Raw genomic sequence first — 15,516 nt, 5'->3', positions numbered from 1 at the left:
ACTTCGTTGACTGAGCTTTATGTTGACTCAAAGGCGGCCACAAAGCCTTCGAGGGTCATACATTCTTGCATTAGAGCTTCTGCATCATTGGCATCTTCAAATTCATATTCCATGATTCGGCGCTCATCTCCTTTTAGTTTGCGTGAGGATAAGAGTGTGCCAGCAGGGTATTTGTCTGCAATCTCCCGAAAGGCAGTGGCATAGTTACGCCAACCGTCGGCAGAGCAGTGGATGATCACTTTCCACATTTTTATCGTCCTCAAGAGTTTGAGTAGGGTAGGGACTATTGTGCCATCGTGAGGAACAATCAAGTGATTGTCGTACCTCTAACAAAATGCCTATGACGCTGAGCCTGTTTTAATTTTGCGTTTGCCAAGTTTTGCATAAATGCACCCGCCTCCAGAGATATGTCTGTGGGATTAGCTTTCGTGATTGGAACGTATATGGCTGAACGCATAGTAAGTCGGCAGCGATGGGGGCAACGCGCTATTTTTCTGCTTAAAAGATGGCCTCGACCCCAGCGACTAATATTCTGGGCTGTATTTATATTCTTCTCAAACCAGGCGGTTCTGAGGGGGCAGGTTGTTGGAGATCAAACCTTACCTGCTAATTCTGCTGTTTCAACTCAGGATGGTTTGCTGTATCAAATCGATCAGGGGACAACACGTGGCAGAAATCTGTTTCACAGTTTTGAAAGGTTCTCTGTACCGAGTGGAGGCGAAGCTCGGTTTAATAATTCTGCTTCAGTTGAAAATATTATTAGTCGCGTAACGGGTGGAAGTATTTCTAATGTCGATGGCTTAATTAAAGCTAATGGGAATGCTAATTTTTTCTTCTTGAATCCTAATGGGATTATATTTGGACCAAATTCCTCTCTTGATATTGGTGGCTCATTTATTGCTAGTAATGCTGCTTCGCTTGATTTCTCTGATGGCTCATCGTTTAGTGCTGTAGAGCCACAAACATCTTCTCTGCTGACAATAAGTACGCCAGTGGGTCTGCAGTTGGGTGAGAATCCAGCTTCGATTAGCAGCCAATCCTCAATAATGAATTCTCTGTTAGATCGAACAGGCTTGGGAGTAAGTCCAGACCTGTCTTTATTCCTAATGGGAGGGAATGTAATGATTAGTACTGGTCGTATCGATTTGATTGTTCAAGATCAACGGACTCTAAGACTTCAACCGAATGAAAAAAATCAAGCAAATTCACGAGAGAATGAAATAATTCAAATAAATTCACGAGAGAATGCAGTGAATCCAATGAATTTACGAAGATTTAGGAGCAAGATATTCTCGGAAGATTTTGCTGCTGTTTGTACTGACAAAACGGGAAAAGAGTCGCGGTTGAGTCGATTTTTTGTTTCTGGTCGTGGTGGTTTATCTCCTGATCCTAATGGAAATCTTAGCCAAGATGCTGTTGTTGCAAATTGGGCCTTAAGACAGTCAAAAAATATAAGTGCTGCTAAGGAGGATGCTCGTAGAAATAGGCAGTCTTCAAAAATAACAGTTGCGAAGTTACAAACTCGCATTGTTGAGGCACACGGATGGCATATCACTGCAGACGGTGATGTTGCGTTAACAACTCAACCTCTTGAAATATCAGAAGCCGTAGCCCAAAAACCTGGACCTTCTCACCCGATCTGTGCAAGAAATTTTGCAAATGATAAGGCATAGTCAATCGTATCTGACCTCCTGTTCCAGATTCCGTGATTACCATATGGAGGCCTCTTGGACCACTGTTACAACGTCTGCTTGTATGATCAAGATTCAGTATGTTGTACGTAAGGTCGATAACCCTTGAACTAGAACTTTATTCTCAAGGTTTTCGTCTCTCTGTTTAAGCATGCTTCTTGCTGACCTTGTGACAGATTAAATGACTCCCGATCCCCCTCCCTCTCGTACTATCCTGGGCAACGTCACGCAGGTCGTGAAGACTATCTTTGCCCCAGCTAATGTGACGAAGCTTGTCCTCAAGAGTAATGCCAGGGTGCCAAAGCTCTTGATCCGCGTAGGTGAAGACCAGCCCAAGGAACATAAGCTGATTGGGGATCGGTATGTGATTGGGCGGAGTTCTCAGGGCTGTGACATCGTGATTCGCAACCCCATCGTCAGTCAGGTGCATGCCTCACTGCAGCGAGATCAAAAGCGTTCGAATCGCTTTGTTTTTTTAGATGAAAGCTCTACGAACGGTACCTTTCATCGCAAGCAGCGGGTTAAACAGTACTGGCTTCATCACAAAGACCAGTTAACCCTTGGTCCGCCTGCTTTAGCAGAAGCGGTGCAGATCACATTCATTGATCCGCCCCCTTGGTACATTCGGGGGCTTCGTTATGCGCTCTACGGTGTGACGGGCATGATTGCGCTTGTCACCGCCGTTGTTGCATTTGAGTGGCAAAAATTTGAGGTGACGCCTCTACCTGTTGTCAATCAGGGGCCGATTGTCGTGCTGGCTCGTGACCAAACCCCCCTGACGCCGCAGCGCACATCTGCCCACGGTGAGCTTAAGTCTCTATCTGAGTTTTCTCCCTACGTCGTTGACGCCCTCTTGGCCTCTGAAGACAGTCGCTATTACTGGCACTTGGGTGTTGACCCCATCGGAACACTGCGGGCGTTTCTTACTAACGTTAGTGGCGGTAGCCAGCAGGGGGGCAGCGGTATTACCCAGCAGGTCGCCCGAAGTCTGTTTCGTGGCTATGTGGGGGCAGAAAATTCCATTGCCCGCAAATATCGTGAGGCTATGGTGGCCCTCAAGTTGGAAACCTTCTACAGTAAAGACCTTGTTCTGTTGACTTACCTCAATAAGGTCTATCTGGGCGTCAACGCTAATGGGTTTGAAGATGCGGCCCGTTTCTACTTTGATAAGTCTGCTGGCGATGTATCGATCTCAGAGGCGGCAACCTTAGTTGGAATTTTGCCTGCGCCCAACGCCTTCAATCCGGTGCAAGATTACGATGCGGCGCTGTTCTATCGCAATCGGGTGATTACCCGGATGGCGGCTCAAGGTCGCATTACGCAAGAAGAAGGCAATCGGGCCAGACGATCGCGCATTGAAATTAGCCCCAAGGCGAAAAAGGCACTGCAGAGTAATCGAGCGCCCTACTACTACAGCTACGTCTTTGATGAACTCAAAACGCTTCTGGGTCCAGACTTGGCTCAAGAAGGTAACTTCATCGTTGAAACGGGTCTAGATCCCAAGATCCAAGAAGAGGCAATGCTTTCTCTGCAGCAGGCCGTCAGTACTGCGGGGTCGCAATTTCGGTTCAGTCAAGGGGCAATTGTGACCCTAGACTATCGAACCGGCGAAATTTTGGCCTTGGTCGGCGGAGTGGATTATGCAAAAAGCCAGTTTAATCGGGCAACTCAGGCAAAGCGCCAGCCCGGTTCTACTTTCAAGCTGTTTGGCTATGCCGCCGCCCTTGATCGGGGCATTTCACCCAGCAAGGCCTATGCCTGCAGTCCTCTGACCTATCAGGGCTTCACCTATAAGGGCTGTCGCTCGGGCGGGGCCAGCGTCAATATGTATACCGGTATGGCGCTATCGGAGAATGTGGTGGCGCTGCGGGTGGCTCAAGATGCGGGCCTCAATCGTGTCATCCAGACGGCGCGTGATTTGGGTGTTGAATCAAAGTTAGATCCTGTGCCTGCTGTGGTGCTGGGGCAAAATGAGTCCACTGTTTTAGAAATGAGCCGCGCCTATGCGGTGGTTGCCAATGGTGGCCTGAAGGCGACGCCCCTAGCGATTCGTAAGGTGCTCGATGCTGGGGATTGTGAGGATGCTCAGGATATTCAAACCTGTCGGGTGATCTTCAATCGCGGTCAGGAATCGGCAGAGCAAGTGTTAGAGCCCCGGATTGCCCGGACAATGACTCGAATGATGCAGGGCGTGATTAGTTCGGGGACAGGGCGCTCGGCCAGCTTGGGACTGGGTGAAGCGGGCAAAACCGGCACCACTGATAAGGGGCGCGATCTCTGGTTTATTGGCTATGTGCCCCGTCGCAGTCTGCTCACGGGCATTTGGCTGGGGAATGATGATAATCAGCCAACATCGGGCAGTAGTGGTCAGGCTGCAACGCTCTGGGGGCAGTACATGCGGAAGATTGTGAATTAGCCCTCTACCCAGAAAATCATAAGGGGGAGAAATCTTTAGTAATGCTGGATACCTTTAAGAATTACGTAAAGATATGTTATATAACGAAAGATGAACCTGACTTCAGCACAGGCCAATTCTTTTGGATAAGCAAGCGACTTCTGAGGTACTGTCCACTTCTGAACCTAGGGTTTGGAGAACTATAGCTGTGTTGCTGGGGGTTGTGGTTGCGATCGCAATTACAGCGACAGCGATCTATCAAATCCGGCTCTCAGATCCCTACGTTCGAGACGTGCTGACTCTAGAGGGACAGGTTACACAGGGTAAAGCCATCTTTCAGCTCAACTGTGCGGGCTGTCATGGAACTAAAGCCAACGGTAAAGTGGGACCGAGTTTGCGCAATATTTCAGGGAAGCGATCGCAACTCAGCCTCATGCATCAAATCACCAGCGGCGAGACCCCACCGATGCCAAAATTCCAGGTTAGCCCAGCAGAAATGGCCGATCTGCTGAGCTATCTGAACACGCTCTAAGCCAACGTGCTAAACAAACTAGACCAATCAATCGCCGTGGGTCTAGCACCTTCATTGATCAGATCGAACGTTTTGCCAACCGTGACCGGTGCTTTCAGGCACTCCACCGCAGCCCTTGCCACGTCAATCCGACTGGCTTCCCCTGAGAGCGTGTCACCCTGCCCGAGCACCACATCGTACTGACCCTTTGTCTTCGCCTTGATCAGCGTATTCAGATCATAGGAGGTGTAGGGGCCGTCAATGAGCCGACCGGGGCGAATGACTGTGTAGGGCAAGCCTGACTGGATCAGGGTTGTCTCACCCTGCAGTTTGGCATCCAGCACCCCAAACGCGTTCAGAATGCTAAACGGTAGCTGTTGGCGGCGCAGGATGCCGCAGGATGAGATGAGAACAAACTGCTGTAGATCCTTAGGGGCCGCCTGCACTAGATTTCCCACTCCCTCGGCATCAACTTTTTGAGGGCTATTGCGTGCAATCTCGCCGTAGTTCTGCGGACTGCCATAAATCTCTAGCCAAGCCAAGGGATTGCTGGACTCCTTTGGCTCTGGAAACTGCCATCGCTGAGACGGAAAGGCCGTAGTGCCCGTACAGCAGATGATGTGGGTGACGCCCTCGACGGCTGCCGGAAGCGTTGCTGGATTGAGGATGTCGCCCTGGGTAATCTGTAGTGGCGTTGCCTGTGGGTCAGACGTAGGCCCCGCAAACAGTTGCTCCGCTTTCTCAGGATTGCGCGTTAAGGCCCGGACCGGAATCCCTTGAGCCACGAGCTGCCCGACCGCGAGCTGCCCCACCCCACCCGTCGCACCCGCGACTAGAACAAGCGCTGAGTTGAGAGGGTGTGATTGAGTCATACTGCTCCAAGATTTCTAATGCGGATGGACGTTCTGAATTTATCCCCATCTTAGCGAAGGAACAGGTTTGCCCAAAACGTTTGCAGTTGAAGTCTTCCAAGACGAAAGGTCTTTGCCCTATCGGTGTACCCTACACCCAGACCGCAAAGCGTTTGAGGGATCACCATGCTGAATTTTGTGCAGAGCGTTCTGTTCTCTCGGCGCTATATTCCCCACGGGCACTGCTATTTATGGCAGCCAGGGCTGGTGGGACTGCATGTCGTCTCTGATCTATTGACGGCTCTGGCCTACTATTCCATTCCCATTTTGCTGGTGTACTTTGTGCGTCAGCGAGAAGATGTGCCCTTCCGACGGATTTTTGTGCTGTTCAGCGCATTTATCTTGACCTGTGGGACAACTCACCTCATAGAGATCTGGACCCTTTGGCAGCCGGTTTACTGGCTGTCAGGGGGTGTCAAGGCATTGACAGCCCTTGTGTCTTGCTACACCGCTGTTGCATTGGTACCGGTGCTGCCACAGGCGCTGGCACTCCCAAATCCGCAGGCGCTAGAGGCCATCAATCGACGTTTAGAAGCTGAAATTGAAGATCGAAGACTGGCAGAGATGAGGGTGCAGCAGCTTAATGCAGAGCTAGAGGGGCGGATTCAAGCACGGACGGTAGATTTACAGAATGCCAACATGAGACTGGAGCAAGAAGTGGTTGAGCGCCAACAGGCCGAGCTTGAGCTTGAGCAGTTCTTCTCTCTCTCAATGGATCTGCTGTGTATTGCCGATACGGGCGGTCATTTTCGGCGCGTGAATCCATCCTTTCTCAAAACGCTGGGTCATACGAATGATCAGCTCTTTGGCCAGTCTATTTTTGATTTTATTCATCCTGATGATCATGCCGCTACTCGCATGGAGCTGCAGCAGCTGCAGCAGGGTAAGGCCACCCCAGAGTTTGAAAAACGCTGCCTGTGTGCTGATGGAACCTATCGATGGCTGGCCTGGACGGCTTCCCCTGATCCGCTGGGTGCAATCTATGCGGTTGCGCGAGATACCACGGAACGACGGCAGGCTGAGGCTCGTTTGCAGGCGAGTGAACAGCGCTGGAGATCTCTCTTTGAGGCTGCCCCAGACTTTATTTTTGTCTTAGACCTTCGAGGGATGATTCAACAGGTCAATCCAACGGTGCTGCAGCGGTCGGGTTATCGAGAAGCAGAACTGCTTAACCATGCGTTTGCAGACTTTTTGGCACCGACTGATCAGCAGAGCGATCCGCAGGTCTTTATCGATCTGTTTGAGGAAGAGATTGGGCGGCAAGAGGTGCAGTGGATGATGCCGGAGGGACAGGCGCGCAGCATGGACTGTTCCTGGCGCGTGATTCGCTACGGGGAAGTTGATCCCTATGTGCTGGTGCTGCAGAGAGATATTAGCGATCGCAAACTCTTAGAAACCAGACTCCGAAGTTCAGAGCAGCAGATGCGCGCCATTTTTGCAGCCATGAACGATGTTGTATTGATGTGTCATGTACAGGAAGGTGAAATTACAGACATTGAAATTGCTCCCACCGATCCCTCAATCTATGAAGACTTTGAGAGTGACTGCGTGAATCAAACGGTCCAGCATCTGTGGAACGGTGGCGACAATGACTGGGGGATTCAGGTTCAGCAGGCGCTAGCAACGGGGCAATCGATTGAATTTGAGTATTGTCTTGCCGTTGATAACCATGAGCATTGGTTCACCGCCAGCGTCTCCCCCATGTCTGAGCAGGCGGTGCTTTGGGTGGCCCGCGACATTAGCGATCGCAAACAGTTTGAAACTGCACTGGGGCGGAGTGAAGCTCGCTATCGAGCGATTTATGACAATACGCCCGTCATGCTGCACTCCATTGACGCTCAAGGGAACTTAATTAGCGTCAGTAATTACTGGCTAGCAAAGATGGGGTATCAGCGGCATGAAGTCTTAGGCCGAAAATCAACTGAATTCCTCACTCCAGCCTCACAACAGCAGGCCCGAGACCTCTATATGCCCCAGTTCCGTCAGCAGGGATTTGTGCAAAACGCGACCTATCAGTTTGTGACCCAGACTGGAGCGGTGATGGACGTACTGCTCTCTGCGATTGCCGAGCGGGATTCCCGAGGCCAAATTGAGCGATCGTTGGCGGTGATCATTGATGTGACAGGGTTAAAGCAGGTGGAGCAGCAGTTGCAAAAGGCAAATGCTGAACTGATTCGCTCCAATCGAGAGCTAGAGCAGTTTGCCTATGTAGCGTCCCATGACCTGAAAGAGCCACTGCGGATGGTGACCAGCTTTACTGAGCTTTTGGCTCAAACCTACACCGGACAGTTGGATGATAAGGCCGATAAGATGATTGCGTTTGCGGTGGATGGCGCAGCTCGCATGCAGCAGCTGATCGACGATTTGCTGACCTACTCACGGGTTGGTACCCAAAGAAATACCCTAGTGTCTCTAGACTGTGGTGCAGTGTTGGAAGCTGCTAAGGCCAACCTGCAGATAGCGATTGCCGAAAGTCAGGCTGTAATTGATCAGGGACCATTGCCGACGTTGGTGAGCGATCGCCTGCAGCTCCAGCAGCTCTGGCAAAATCTTTTAGGGAACGCAATTAAGTATCGCCGTGACTGCCCGCCTGAGATTGAGATTGGAGCCAAGGAGCAGACCCATCAGTGGCAATTTTTCGTGCGCGACAACGGCATCGGTATGGATCCGGTTCATGCTGAGCGGATCTTCATGATTTTCCAGCGGCTGCATACGAAGCAGGAATATCCGGGGACGGGCATTGGTTTGGCAATCTGCTGCAAAATTGTCGAGCAACTGGGGGGGAAGATTTGGGTGGAGTCAGAGCTGGGTAAGGGATCGACTTTCTACTTTACGCTCCCGAAGTAGCTGTCTTTATCCCCTAACTCTCTGTCAGAAGAGAGGCTTGAGGGAGGTTCTTTTACAGATATTTTGTGGCTTATTGTCAGAATTGCGGGTCATATTGTCTAACCTAAGGCCAACGTCAAGTGAAGTGATGAGCGAGCAGCCGATTCAGATTTTACTGGTGGAGGATAATCCGGGAGATGCTTTCCTGGTGAGTCACGCCCTTGAGCAGCGCCCGGCAACGGTTCTGCATCAGGTCTCTCATGGTAGAGAGGCGCTGGATTTTTTGAAGCAGGCGGCTCAACTCCCTGACTTGATGCTGTTAGATCTTAATTTGCCTCAGATAGATGGCTACGAGGTTCTGCGGCAGGTTAAAGCTGACCCAGACCTGATGCATATCCCGGTGATTGTGCTGTCGACTTCTGGCGCTGAGCAAGATATTCTACGCTGCTACCGCCTGCAGGCGAATTGCTATCTGACGAAGCCTCTAAATCTTCAGGATTCGGCGACTCTAATGCTGGCTCTAGAGCAGTTCTGGTTGGTGGGGGCTGCATTACCTCGTTTGCCTGGAACCTCAGGATCGAAGACTCAATGTTGATGTGTGAGAATTTCTGCGATTTGCTATGGTAAATAACTCTGCGACCGTTCAGCCAGTCTTGCAATCTTCCGCAGCACAGGAGGCTCTCTCTGTACTGCTAGTGGAAGATAACCTGGGAGATGCTTTCCTGATTCAAGGGATGCTAGGAGTGGTGGGAGCCTCTGAAGCCAAAGAATTTCAGCTCCAGCACGTTGAGCGCCTGGGAGATGCGATCGCAACCCTTAAGCAGCACCCCTACCAAGTGATTCTGCTGGACCTTTCCCTGCCGGATAGCCGAGGCTTACAAAGCCTTGAGCAACTGGAGCAAGTCGTTCCCTCTGTACCCGTAGTGATTTTGACGGGGACCAACGACGAAACCCTGGCTACTCAGGCCGTTAATCAAGGTGCTCAGGATTACCTTGTGAAGGGGCAGATTACCCAAGAAGTACTGGTGCGCTCTATTCGCTATGCCATTGAGCGACAGCGCACAGATGAAGTGCTTCGCCTGCGGACCCTAGAGCTAGAGGAAACCAATCAAGAACTCAAGCGGCAGGCTCAGCAGCTCGCTGACGCCAATGCCGATTTGGCTGCATTCAATCATACGGTTGCCCACGATTTGCGGAACCCGCTAGCGGGTATCAAGACCGCCTGTGCTTTGCTTAACGCGAGCCTCGGCGAACAGGATGGTAAGGTCACCCGCTATCTAGGGATGATTCAAGACTACAGCCATCAAATGGGGGACGTTTTTGAAGGCTTGCTGCAGCTTGCACAGCTCAGCCACAGTCCGCTGCAGGTGCAGTCGGTTGATCTGAGCGCAACGGCTCAAATGATTGTCTCTCAGCTGAAGATACAGCACCCGAAGCGACAGGTGAAGGTTGCGATCGCACCTCAAATTCTAGTACGAGGAGATTCTCGGCTTCTGTGGATGCTGCTTGATCACCTAGTAAGCAATGCCTGGAAATTTACGCATGGCTGCCAGCCCGCCAACATTGAAGTGGGCCTCTGCCAGTCGTCGGATTTGCCAGAGACGATGCCATGTCTTGCAGAACAGCGCGTTTACTTTGTCAAAGACAACGGCATTGGCTTCAACATGCAGCACAGTGAACAGGTCTTCACGCCTTTTCAGCAGCTCACTCCCGAAGATGAGGGCCAAGGCATTGGCCTAGCGATGGCCCGGTGTATTGTCGCTCGTCACGGCGGCCAAATTTGGTGCAATACTGCCACTGGCCAAGGCGCAACTTTCTACTGGACCTTGCCGCTGCCTGCTGCCCAGAGTGCGGCGTGAGCTAGATAAGCGACTTGAGAGTTAACTGAACGGGTAGAGTTTTCTGCTGCCGCTGGATCTGAAGCTGCACCGTTTGGCCTGGGATTTTCAGCCGCTGTCGCACTAGATTGAGCGAGAGTTCCGAGATGGGTTTACGATCAATAGAGAGGATGCGATCTCCTGCCCTAATGTTTGCCTCAGCCGCTGGAGAGTTCTCAAAGACCCGCTCTACCCAAACCTGATCAAATGGCCTGCCCTGGGTTTTGAGCCACAGACCGCTCATGTCGTAATCAATTGGCGGCTGTTGGGCTTGAGGTTCTAGAATCATACGCTTACGCCCATAGTCTAGCGTGACCCGAAACGGGCTTAAGATCTGGCTGCCGATTCGTCCTGATAGTTTTTGCTGAGGCCGAGGGGGGCGTTCCAGGCTAAATTCTGTAATCGGTTGCTCAATCTTCAGATCGCCCATCTGTAACTGCTGAATGCGACCAATTTGAACAGCCTTCTCTCCCCCCACCCCCAGGGTTAATCGCGGCAAGGAAGGGGTTTGACTCAGCCATTGATGCACCTTTTCGGGGACGGGTTCATTGATATCTAACGCTGCCCCGCTGCCGAGATCGATAAGCAGTTGACCTTTGAGCGGTTGTTCCGACGCTGGCTGAAGAATGCCCTTAATATATGGCTTTCCTTTGCGCAGCTTCAGCGGGATTTTATAGCCATTCCCTTGATAGCGATAGGTTTTGGAATCCGATAGACGCAGAGTTTGCTCTGCATAGTCCACTTCAACCACGAACTGTTCAAAAAGATCGGCCCCGATGATGCCGCTAAATTCACGGCCAAAATACTGCTGCAGTGGCGCAAAAAAAGAAGGCGGTACGACGAGCAATTCTGAGCTGTTCCAGTGGACCCCTGACAGATCAAAGGCAGTGCCCGAACTAAAGGTTGCCGGAACTTTACGGTCACCAACACCTTTAATCTGCACGCTACCTTGAGGCTTGAGACCTAAAGATTGGGCCTGAGATTGGCCAATCAGGGTATGGGTCGAGCCGCTATCGAGAATAAACCACTCTGGAGGAGCGCGATTGAGGCTGGCTTTGAGATAAATATGTCCGCCCTCAAATTCAATCGGCAGGCGTTTGGCCTGGGGCTGGCTGAGGGAAGGGGGCTGCGAAGGCAGAAGGTTGCAACTAGACAGGAGCAGCACCGTTACTGCGAGTAAAGGGGAGAGCCGCATGAGAGATATCCAGCTATCGATACTGTCTCACCCAGCGGGTGCCCCGCCAAAAGCTAAAGAAAAGTGCGCCTGAGACGAGGCTATTGAGATTCCATTTGAGAGAGCGCTTGATTAGGGTGGTGCGCTGGGTTGTGAGCGCATTCTGGGCCTGAACGTCAAGGTTGCTAACGCGGTTGTCCAACATCGTTGAAATTTGGGTTTTGATGGGAGCCACTTGCTGAGGATCTTCAACGGTTTGGGCCTGCTCGTCGAGCTTGAGGCGGCTCAGAAATTCTTTGAGTTCCTCGGGACTGGAGACTTGGTCTAGCTGTTCTTTAACGGCCTTGACCTGAGTTTGGGCCTGCTCGGTTTGCTGCTCTAATTGCGTGTTGATTTGCGTTTGCATTGCCTGATTGATGCGGATGGTGTCGAAGATGCCTAGGGGAACCCACAGCAAAAAAACGATGGCGGCCAGGAGCGTCACCCAAGATAAGAATTTGACCCACGATCGTTCTATCTCGCCACGCTTTTCAAGGCCACCGATGAAAACGAGGCCGAAGCCGATCAGCGGTACGGCAACGCGCTCGGTTAGCTTCCCGAGGGTTTCGAGTTCCCAGGCGGGATTCATAAATTGAGGGGCGTAGAAAATTTCGATAAGGTCAAACAAGAAAAAGATCAAAAGGCCATAGCCGACCCAGTTTAGGAGCGTCAACGCTTTGGTCTGCTCATAGTGCCAGTCCGTTAATCGATTGACGGCTGCCGTTAGACCTGAACCCCCTGCACGGTCCTTGGCAAACTTTCCACCTTCCTCGGAGGGTTTGTTGTTTTTCACCATAGAGAATCCTTGGATATGATGCTGGCTTGAACAAAACTTATGAAGACAAAATAATACGCTACCTCTTTCTTTGTAGTGATGTCCCAGCGTGTGTCTTTGGCGATCATGGTGTCAGGCTGTGGGCTCAAAAACTGACAGCGGACTGCACTTCGTCTATTAATTATGAGGTACGGATGCGACGGCTTGAGCAACAATTTTCTCTATGGCAACCGATCAAGCTTTGCGCCAAGCTCTATTACAGATAGATGGACGAGGGTACAGAACCTATCAATCTATTCGCGGCAGCTATGATTTTCCAGATTTTACGCTTTGGATCGATCGGGTGCAGGGCGATCCTTTTGCGGCCCCGAGTCCGTGCCGAGTGCAGGTGCCGCAAAATTTTGCGGAGTTTCCGGCTGATTTGTATAACAACCGCAGCCGAGAAATTGCGCTGCGAGATTATCTGACGCGGCAGGTTGAGCGAGCAATGCAGGCGTTGCCCGGTTGCAAAGGGAGTGGAAAAAGTGGGCTAGTTGCGATCGCATCCCCTCCCCAACAAATTCTAGAACGCACGACTGCCTTCATTGACGATCAATGTATAGAGGTTCGTTTCGTGGTGGGACTCCCGGCCTTCGGTCGCCGCATTGCCGGAGAGCAGGCTGCAGAGATGCTGTGTGAACAAATCCCGAGGCTGGTGGCAGAGAATCTCCACTATGACCAACTTGATGCGGCGGCTTTACTGAACCATATTGAAACGGCTGAAGATGCAGATTGGCTACGTCAGCAGTTGCCAGAGCGGAACCTCGTTGCCTTTATTGCCGATGGAGCAATTCTTCCCCGTCGCAGCGGTGTTGATGATCGCCCGCTACAGGAAGCAGTTCCTTTTCAAAGCCCCGAGAGCTTGAGGGTCGAATTTGACTGTCTGCATCAGGGGCGAGTGACGGGAATGGGCATTCCTGCTGGGGTGACGGTGATTGTGGGGGGTGGCTTTCATGGAAAGTCTACGCTGCTCAAGGCGATCGAGCGGGGTATCTACAACCATATCCCAGGCGATGGTCGCGAGCGAGTGGTGACTGATCCGGCTGCGGTTAAGATTCGAGCTGAAGATGGTCGGAGTGTGGCGGGGGTTGATATCTCGCCCTTCATTAATCATCTGCCTCAGGGACGTTCAACGACTCATTTCTCGACGCAGAATGCTAGCGGCAGTACTTCTCAGGCGGCAAATATTGTGGAGGCGTTAGAGCTGGGGGCCAAGGTGCTGCTGATCGATGAGGATACTTCGGCGACAAATTTGATGATTCGCGATCGCAGAATGCAGGCCCTAATAACCAATGATAAAGAACCCATCACCCCATTGATGGATAAAATTCAGCAGCTTTATACACAATACGGTGTATCCACTGTTCTGGTGATGGGGGGCAGCGGTGACTATTTTGATGTGGCTGACGTTGCGATCGCACTTGATAATTTTCAGCCCTACGATGTGACAGAGCGGGCAAAAGCTCTGGTGCAGCAGTATCCGACAGTGCGCTCTCACGAGGGCGGGGAAGTGTTTGGAGAGATTGCGACGCGGAGGCTTACTTCAGAAAGTTTGGGGCTAGAACGCCAGGAGCGGCGGATTAAGTTTCAGGTGCGGGGATTGGATGCGATCTCGTTGGATAAAGAGGCGATTGATCTGAGCGCGGTGGAGTCGTTGGTGGAGGTGGGGCAGCTGAGGGCAATTGCCACTACGATGCTTTGGCTGCAGCCTCAGAACCAGCCTTTTGCTGATGTTTTGCGAGATGCGATCGCGTTTGTTGAAGCCGAGGGGTTTGATACTCTCACCACTATCCCGCAGGGAGACTTGACGAAGGTGCGTGTGTTTGAGTTGGCTGCAGCCATCAATCATTGGCGCAGACTGCAGGTAGGGTGATTGCCCTGTTTTGTGTTGTCACACTCTGGCTTCTCCAAAATTTTGATACGTTGGGCCATTGTTGTTGAGGTTAGGATAAAAGAGTGCTTTTGTAATGCAGTGCGCTCATGAACATTTCTTTAGCCTCGGAACAAGAACAATTCATCCGTGAACAATTGGCTCAGGGCAAGTATCAGTCTGCTGACGAAGTTGTTATTACTGCATTGAGAGTACTAGAACGCCAACAGCAAGGACAGCAGGCTTGGGTCGAAGAGGTTCGAGAAAAAGTTGAGGAAGCGGCGCAGTCATTAGAGCGAGGTGAGAGAATTCCGCTAGAAGTTGTCACAGATCGGCTTCAGGCCAAGTTTCGTCAGGCTCGTGAACAACAAGGGTGAACAACTGCTTTCTTTCACGGCAAGCGAGTCAGGATTTAGATGCGATCTCAGATTATTTCCTAGCACGGAATATTGAGGCTGGAGAAAGAATCTGTCTGGAATTCACTCAAAAATGTGAAAAACTCATGCGCTTTCCAAAGTTAGGACGAAGTTACGATGCTATTCGATCAGGAATGCGCGGTCTCCCGTTGGAGGGATACATCATTTTTTATCAGGTTGTCGATGATGGGGTTGAAATCCTGCGGGTGCTTGGCGGTCGGCAGAATTTGGAAGAAATTTTTTCTGATTGAATACCAGAGTTTGCATTGGGTGGTCAGTTAGCGTTGATTCTGCGTTAATTGACTCGACAGTTGGGTGTGCTTTCGCCGGAGTTAGAAGCATAGGTGCGCTCGCTGCCCTTGGCTCGGTTGGATGCGTTGGGCGAGGCGTTGCTTGATTTTTCTGAAGCTTCAGATTTGCATAACTGGCTGAAAGTTTGCTTTTAGGCTGACATTTTCCATTCCTTATAAAGAAAATTTTGTTTATGCCGTCATTGAATCTACAGTGGGTTCTGTAGATTCAATGACGGCACCAATTCTCCCAGCGCTTGCGCCTCATCAATGGCATTTACCAGGGCCTTTTCGACTTCAGTGGCGGTTAGCTGATTGGTGATGCTTTGAGTGCCTGCCTCTATGACCTTGCGTGCAATAACACCTACAACAGCCTTTCCTAGCCCTACTTCTGGCAACATTACTGTAATTCGCTCCACCATCCTGCCATCGCTATTCTAGGGTAGGAGTAATAGAGATGTACTGATGTACGAGCCGATATCTCGATTCAGATAATCTTGATAGCCTTGCTACCTCTAAACTTGGCCCGCGTTTGAAGTATGCTCAACGAGCGGACGCAATGAAATGAAGCTTTCGCCTAAAGCGATTATTGCAACCCCTAAGTTGACAAGATATTTGCTGATCTGGCGCGAAGCAAATGACAAGTCACAATTTTTGGCTCAGGCAGGTTAGGGTCAAAATAACTGGCAGCAACTGGAATCT

At 51.1% G+C, this 15,516-nt stretch carries 15 protein-coding genes; 10 read left to right on the top strand and 5 right to left on the bottom strand.

Going from position 1 to position 15,516, the window contains the following annotated elements; translation table 11 throughout:
* Positions 1-17 precede the first annotated feature (17 nt).
* Positions 18-248 carry a hypothetical protein gene (locus tag C1752_RS06025; RefSeq protein WP_110985161.1) on the bottom strand — a complete coding sequence of 77 codons (231 nt, stop codon included), beginning with the start codon at positions 246-248 and terminating at the stop codon, positions 18-20.
* Positions 249-407: 159 nt separating this feature from the next.
* Between C1752_RS06025 and C1752_RS06020 the strand changes: the two genes are divergently transcribed.
* From C1752_RS06020 to C1752_RS06010, 3 genes are all read left to right on the top strand, one after another.
* Positions 408-1,673, top strand: coding sequence for a filamentous hemagglutinin N-terminal domain-containing protein (locus tag C1752_RS06020; RefSeq protein ID WP_233501399.1), 1,266 nt, complete (start codon positions 408-410; stop codon positions 1,671-1,673).
* Between the two features lie 199 nt (positions 1,674-1,872).
* On the top strand, positions 1,873-4,107 hold the full coding sequence (locus C1752_RS06015) for a transglycosylase domain-containing protein (RefSeq protein ID WP_110985160.1): 2,235 nt from the start codon (positions 1,873-1,875) through the stop codon (positions 4,105-4,107).
* Positions 4,108-4,294: 187 nt separating this feature from the next.
* Complete coding sequence (locus tag C1752_RS06010; RefSeq protein ID WP_233501398.1) at positions 4,295-4,618, top strand: cytochrome c; 324 nt, start codon at positions 4,295-4,297, stop codon at positions 4,616-4,618.
* Here C1752_RS06010 and C1752_RS06005 read toward each other — a convergent pair.
* Complete coding sequence (locus tag C1752_RS06005) at positions 4,615-5,469, bottom strand: SDR family oxidoreductase (protein ID WP_110985159.1); 855 nt, start codon at positions 5,467-5,469, stop codon at positions 4,615-4,617. The genes C1752_RS06010 and C1752_RS06005 overlap by 4 nt on opposite strands.
* Before the next feature lie 165 nt (positions 5,470-5,634).
* On the opposite strand from C1752_RS06005, the gene C1752_RS06000 reads away from it, so the two are divergent.
* The 3 genes from C1752_RS06000 (at position 5,635) to C1752_RS05990 (ending at position 10,193) form a co-directional block, all read left to right on the top strand.
* Positions 5,635-8,355 (top strand): PAS domain-containing sensor histidine kinase, encoded by a 2,721-nt coding sequence (locus C1752_RS06000; protein WP_110985158.1) that lies wholly within the window; start codon positions 5,635-5,637, stop codon positions 8,353-8,355.
* A 127-nt stretch (positions 8,356-8,482) separates the two neighbouring features.
* Positions 8,483-8,929, top strand: a complete 447-nt coding sequence (locus C1752_RS05995; RefSeq protein ID WP_110985157.1) for a response regulator — start codon at positions 8,483-8,485, stop codon at positions 8,927-8,929.
* Positions 8,930-8,954: 25 nt separating this feature from the next.
* A complete protein-coding gene (locus C1752_RS05990; RefSeq protein WP_110985156.1) occupies positions 8,955-10,193 on the top strand; it encodes a sensor histidine kinase in 1,239 nt (412 codons plus the stop codon).
* A 1-nt stretch (position 10,194) separates the two neighbouring features.
* On the opposite strand, the gene C1752_RS05985 is transcribed toward C1752_RS05990, so the two are convergent.
* Entirely contained in the window at positions 10,195-11,406 is a 1,212-nt protein-coding gene (locus C1752_RS05985) for an aspartyl protease family protein (protein WP_110985155.1), read from the bottom strand.
* 13 nt (positions 11,407-11,419) lie between these two features.
* Positions 11,420-12,220 (bottom strand): HpsJ-like protein, cyanoexosortase A-associated, encoded by an 801-nt coding sequence (hpsJ-A, locus tag C1752_RS05980; protein ID WP_110985154.1) that lies wholly within the window; start codon positions 12,218-12,220, stop codon positions 11,420-11,422.
* A 202-nt stretch (positions 12,221-12,422) separates the two neighbouring features.
* On the opposite strand from hpsJ-A, the gene C1752_RS05975 reads away from it, so the two are divergent.
* The 4 genes from C1752_RS05975 (at position 12,423) to C1752_RS30195 (ending at position 14,970) form a co-directional block, all read left to right on the top strand.
* Positions 12,423-14,111 (top strand): ABC-ATPase domain-containing protein, encoded by a 1,689-nt coding sequence (locus C1752_RS05975; protein WP_110985153.1) that lies wholly within the window; start codon positions 12,423-12,425, stop codon positions 14,109-14,111.
* Positions 14,112-14,218: 107 nt separating this feature from the next.
* Positions 14,219-14,485 (top strand): type II toxin-antitoxin system ParD family antitoxin, encoded by a 267-nt coding sequence (locus C1752_RS05970; protein ID WP_110985152.1) that lies wholly within the window; start codon positions 14,219-14,221, stop codon positions 14,483-14,485.
* Positions 14,482-14,775, top strand: coding sequence for a type II toxin-antitoxin system RelE/ParE family toxin (locus C1752_RS05965; protein WP_110985151.1), 294 nt, complete (start codon positions 14,482-14,484; stop codon positions 14,773-14,775). Before C1752_RS05970 ends, C1752_RS05965 begins: the two co-directional genes overlap by 4 nt.
* 93 nt (positions 14,776-14,868) lie before the next feature.
* Positions 14,869-14,970: a DUF4351 domain-containing protein gene (locus tag C1752_RS30195; RefSeq protein ID WP_199464304.1), complete on the top strand. Its 102-nt coding sequence runs from the start codon at positions 14,869-14,871 to the stop codon at positions 14,968-14,970.
* Between the two features lie 53 nt (positions 14,971-15,023).
* Here the strand turns inward: C1752_RS30195 and C1752_RS05955 are convergent, their stop codons facing one another.
* A complete protein-coding gene (locus tag C1752_RS05955) occupies positions 15,024-15,215 on the bottom strand; it encodes a hypothetical protein (protein ID WP_110985150.1) in 192 nt (63 codons plus the stop codon).
* Positions 15,216-15,516 lie beyond the last annotated feature (301 nt).

The organism is Acaryochloris thomasi RCC1774 (genome assembly GCF_003231495.1).
GTDB lineage: Bacteria > Cyanobacteriota > Cyanobacteriia > Thermosynechococcales > Thermosynechococcaceae > RCC1774.
This window is presented reverse-complemented; position numbering and strand designations above follow the sequence as displayed.